A 4,829-nucleotide genomic window follows, 5' to 3' on the forward strand; every position below is an offset into this window, starting at 1 on the left:
GAGCAATACAGTTTACGCGAATACCATCGGGCGAAAGTTCTACTGCCATTGCTTTTGTCATTCCTTCGATACCTGATTTGGCAGCAGTATAAGCAATTACTTTGGGTATGCCATATTGAGCTGCCATAGAGCTGATATTTATGATGCAGCCTTTTTTTTGTTTAAGCATCACTTTTGAAACCTCGCGAGTTAATGAAAATACGGAAGATAAGTTTGTAAGAATCACCTCATGAAATTCCTGATCGGTAACTTCTATGAGCGGTTTTTTTGCATTTATTCCGGCGTTATTAACAAGAATGTCAATTCTACCGAACTTTTGTTTGATATCTGAAACCAATTTAGGTATATCGCTTAGTTTATTCAGATCAAAAGTTATAGCAGTTGTAAGTTCACCCAGTTGCTCACATGCCTTTTCTAATCTTTGTTCGTTTCTTCCAATTAGGATAGTGAAAATGTTGTTCTGTACAAACTTTTCAGCTATGGCAAAGCCTAATCCTGATGCACCGCCGGTAACTAGTGCGATTTTTCTTTCTTGATCATCTTTCATGGATGGTATTGGTTTGAGATTTCGAGGTAATAAAATTGAACTAATGTAGTTAAAAAACTCATAATTATGCAACCGGTTGCATAATTATTTTTCGACTGGATTGCCTTTTTGTTATTTAATCCTTTTAGATGAATCTCTTGCGATAAGTTCTGATCGTAAAATAATTGAATTGGTTGAATTTATGCTTTGTTGCCCGTTTAAATGTGCGATTAGTTTGTGCGCCGCTATTTCTCCCATTTCAAACCCCGGATAGTTAATGGTTGATAATGCTGGTCTGATCACCCTTGATATCGGGTCGTTGTTAAAGCCAATAAAAGCAATGTCCTCAGGTATTTTAATTCCATTATTCATAAGGATAGCCATGCAGTTAACCGCGCAGGTGTCGTTGTCTACAAAAACGCCATCAGGTAATGGGTTCATTTTCAATATCTTTTGGGCGCAATCTATGCCCGCTTGTTCATCCAGTACGTTAATGAAAGTATTGTTAGGGTCTGTCTGGATCCCTGCATCTTTCAGTGCAGACTCGTATCCTCTTTGGCGATCGGCATAAACATTCCTGGCCAGATTTCCGGTGATGTGGATGATATTTTTACATCCCTGCGCTATTAAATGCTGCGTTGCAAGGTACCCGGATTTATAATTGTCGATAACAATACTGGTGCACTGCGGATGATCAAGTGTGCGATCAAAAAATAACAGCGGGATGCCTTTCTCTAATAGCATTTCGAATTGCGAAACGCCAACTGTGTCGTAAGCTACAGATACCATTAAACCGTCTACGCGATTGTTAAACATCGTTTTTACGTTTACCGCCTCTTTTTCTGCCGATTCAAGTGATTGGCTGATGATTAAATTATAGCTGGCCTCATTTGCAACTTTTTCCATTCCAGCCAGTACTGCCGACATAAAACTACTGTTCATTCTTGGAATGATTACGCCTATGGTATTGGTGCGTTTGCTTCTGAGGTTGCTTGCAAACGTATTGAAGCGATAACCCAGCTCTGCAGCAATGTCGTTAATTCTCTTCTTTGTTTTTTTACTTATGGCAGGATGATCCTTCAGCCCGCGACTAACAGTTGTAGGCGAGAGGTTGAGCTTTTCGGCGATATCGTAAATGGTTACGTCTTTTTGTGAGTGCATTTCTTTAGATTTTTATGGAGCCTGATGTAATGATTTTGTATTTAAAATTGAAACCGGATGCATATTTATTGCTTTTTTCTGCGGGAAAAATGTGATCCAGGCAGTTGCCCAGCTGATAGTTTTGTCTGCTTTGTTGCCTTGGAAAGATGTGTTTTTCCGTATAAAAGTCCATTTTTATCATCTTTGAATGCTTTTTGTGGTTTTATTCATTCCTTAATCCCTTCCAGGTATGAATAGACAAATTTAAAAACATTTATGCTATCGGTTGCATTTTTAAATATTATTCCTAACTTTAATTTACTAACCTAATTTAAACTAAACCATATGAAACCTAAACTTAACCGGGATACCTCCTGAATTTTAGAATACACGCAGTGTAATTAAAATTATTCATTTCCTAATAAATAATACATATTATGTTTCTAAATATACAAAACGGCAATAAAATGCGCGTTACAGGATTCTTACGCTCAATTTTTGCAGTAGCAATATGTTGTCCGCTATGGTCTTACGCAACAATAAATGAATGGACAAGGCTTCCCCCTGACCAGCAATTTGACGATCGATTTAATAACAAATATGAAAATGTCCTCGTCAAAACGGTTTCAGGTACAGTTACCGACGAAAAGAAACTCCCTGTTGCAGGTGTGAGTGTTCGTTTAAAAGGTTCTAAAAATGGGACTGTAACTAACGCGGAGGGACGTTATGTCCTTAAGGATATTCCAGACAATGGCGGAATATTGGTTTTTAGCTCACTTGGCTTTATCTCTAAAGAAGTTCCGGTAACGGGCACAACTGTTAATGTTGTGTTGGCAGAAGCCGCAAATGATTTAAATGAATTAGTGGTGGTGGGTTACGGTACACGATCAAAAAAGGATTTAACGGGTGCCATATCACAGGTTAAGGCTGTACAGCTTGAAAATCAACATCCAAATAGCGTACAAGATCTGCTTCGGGGAAATGTTCCGGGATTAAATGTCGCTTTTTCAGCCTCACCCAAAGGTGGAAACAACTCCGACCTTCAGGTGCGAGGAAAATCCTCGCTGATAGCTGGTGTAACACCCCTTCTTGTTGTTGACGGGGTAATTTATCCAGGTCAGTTAAGTGATATTAATCCTAGTGATATCGAAACAATTGATGTATTAAAAGATGCCAGCTCGGCGGCAGTTTATGGAGCAAAGGCCGCAAGTGGTGTGGTTATTATTACTACAAAACGAGGCAAGTCAGACAAGCCTGTAATTACTTTAAATACCACAATCGGGATGGCCTCACGCGAGGTTACGGAGCATGTTTATGATGCCAATGGCTTTGTTAACTGGCGTACAGACGTATTAAAAAGCATAAATGCGGGTACGATTGGTACACAACCATCGCGTTTTAATGATCCGCGTACGCTTCCATCCAACGTAACTCTTGCGCAATGGTATGCTTACGATAATACGCCTATAACTGCCGATCCGATAGATACCTGGTTAACCAGGTTGAAAATGTTTCCGATAGAGATTGAAAATTATAAGGCAGGTAAAAGTACCAATTGGGAAGATTTGATTTACAGAAATGGATTTAGACAGGATCATACATTTGGTATTTCCGGAAGAAAAGAGGAGGTTAATTATTACCTTTCTTTAGGCTATACCAATAATGAAGGATTAACTGTTGGTGATCAATATAAAAATGCCCGGGCACGCCTTAATCTGGAAGGTAAAGCTGCAAAATTCGCAACAATAGGTGTTAACTTTCAATATGCCAGTCGCGATGAGAGTGCTGTTCCTATTGACTTTGGCCAGATTAGAAATGCTTCACCTTTGGGATCTAAATACAAGGATGATGGAATTACATTACGACCAAGTCCAAATGACGATTTAGGTAACAACCGTAACCCTTTTCTGGATAATGTGTACCGCGAAAGGATGTTGAAATATAACACCATCTTTTCGACCATGTATGTAAAAGGCGAATTGCCATTTGGCTTTTCATACTCCGTAAACGTTACGCCAAGTTATGATCAGACCAGGGAATTTAATCACTTTTCTGCATTACATCCAGACTATGTTGCCAGAAAAGGATATGCTGATCGTACAGAAACTACCCGTTTTAACTGGCAAATTGATAACGTTTTGAAATGGAATAAAACGTTTAATAAAATTCATCAATTCGATGTTACGTTCTTGATGAACGCAGAAAAATTAAAACAAACGTCTTCGAGAATAGAAAACGAAGGGTTTGATCCGAATGATAAATTAAGCTATCATAACATAGGTTCAGGAATTAAACCGATTGTGAGCAGTAACGATTTGGTAACTACAGGCGATGCATTAATGGCCAGGTTAAACTACACCCTTAACAGTAAATATCTTTTAACAGCTACCATTCGTCGCGATGGGTATTCTGCTTTCGGGCAGCGAAATCCGAGGGCAACTTTCCCTTCATTAGCACTGGGTTGGGTGTTCAGCGACGAAGGTTTCATGAAATCTGTAAGCTGGCTTAATTATGCAAAACTTCGACTGTCTTATGGATCGGTAGGGAACAGGGATATTGACGGTTATTTAGCGCTTTCAAATCTTAATACAGGTAAATATCTATATGTTTCTCCATCAGGGACAGTTTTTCCTATCGCGCAATTGTATGTAGATAGAATGATAAACAGAGATCTTAAATGGGAATCTACATCGTCATTTAATGGAGGTCTGGACTTTTCAATCCTGAATAATATAATAGACGGATCGGTAGAGGTTTACAAGAAAAATACAAGCAATTTACTCTTGTTAAGAGCCTTGCCAAGTGTAACTGGTTTCTTTAATATAGCATCCAACCTTGGTAATGTGACCAATACAGGTGTAGAAATCGCCTTAAACAGCAACAATTTTAAAAGAGAGAACTTCAGCTGGAAAACCTCTGTTAACTTTTCTTTGAACCGGAACAAGATTGTTCATTTATTCGGCGAGGTAAATCAGTTGGATAAGGAAGGAAAGGTAATAGGTAAAGTTGAAAACAATGATCCTGGAAATGGTTGGTTTATAGGCAAGGATGTAAATGCCATTTGGGACTTAAAAGTTTTAGGTGTGTGGCAGCAAAACGAAGCTGCGGAAGCCGCTAAATACGGCGTGAAACCGGGAGATTTTAAACTGCAGGATGTAAATGG

The 4,829-nt window shown here is 38.8% G+C and carries 3 protein-coding genes; 1 reads left to right on the forward strand and 2 read right to left on the reverse strand.

Annotated elements, in window-relative coordinates; translation table 11 throughout:
• Both AC1DDX_RS23655 and AC1DDX_RS23660 read right to left on the reverse strand, forming a co-directional pair.
• Nucleotides 1-547 (reverse strand): SDR family NAD(P)-dependent oxidoreductase (locus tag AC1DDX_RS23655; protein WP_477622700.1); only part of this gene is annotated, 547 nt, incomplete at its 3' end.
• A gap of 111 nt (nucleotides 548-658) precedes the next feature.
• Entirely contained in the window at nucleotides 659-1,687 is a 1,029-nt protein-coding gene (locus AC1DDX_RS23660; RefSeq protein ID WP_337715858.1) for a LacI family DNA-binding transcriptional regulator, read from the reverse strand.
• 416 nt (nucleotides 1,688-2,103) lie between these two features.
• Between AC1DDX_RS23660 and AC1DDX_RS23665 the strand changes: the two genes are divergently transcribed.
• A partial coding sequence (locus tag AC1DDX_RS23665; RefSeq protein ID WP_477622701.1) for a SusC/RagA family TonB-linked outer membrane protein occupies nucleotides 2,104-4,829 on the forward strand: 2,726 nt, incomplete at its 3' end.

Source organism: Pedobacter sp. 10L46_2 (genome assembly GCF_056395165.1).

Bases quoted from the DNA above. Each gene is read 5' to 3' on its own strand.
- AC1DDX_RS23660 (WP_337715858.1), bottom strand. From the start codon at position 1,687: ATGCACTCACAAAAAGACGTAACCATTTACGATATCGCCGAAAAGCTC.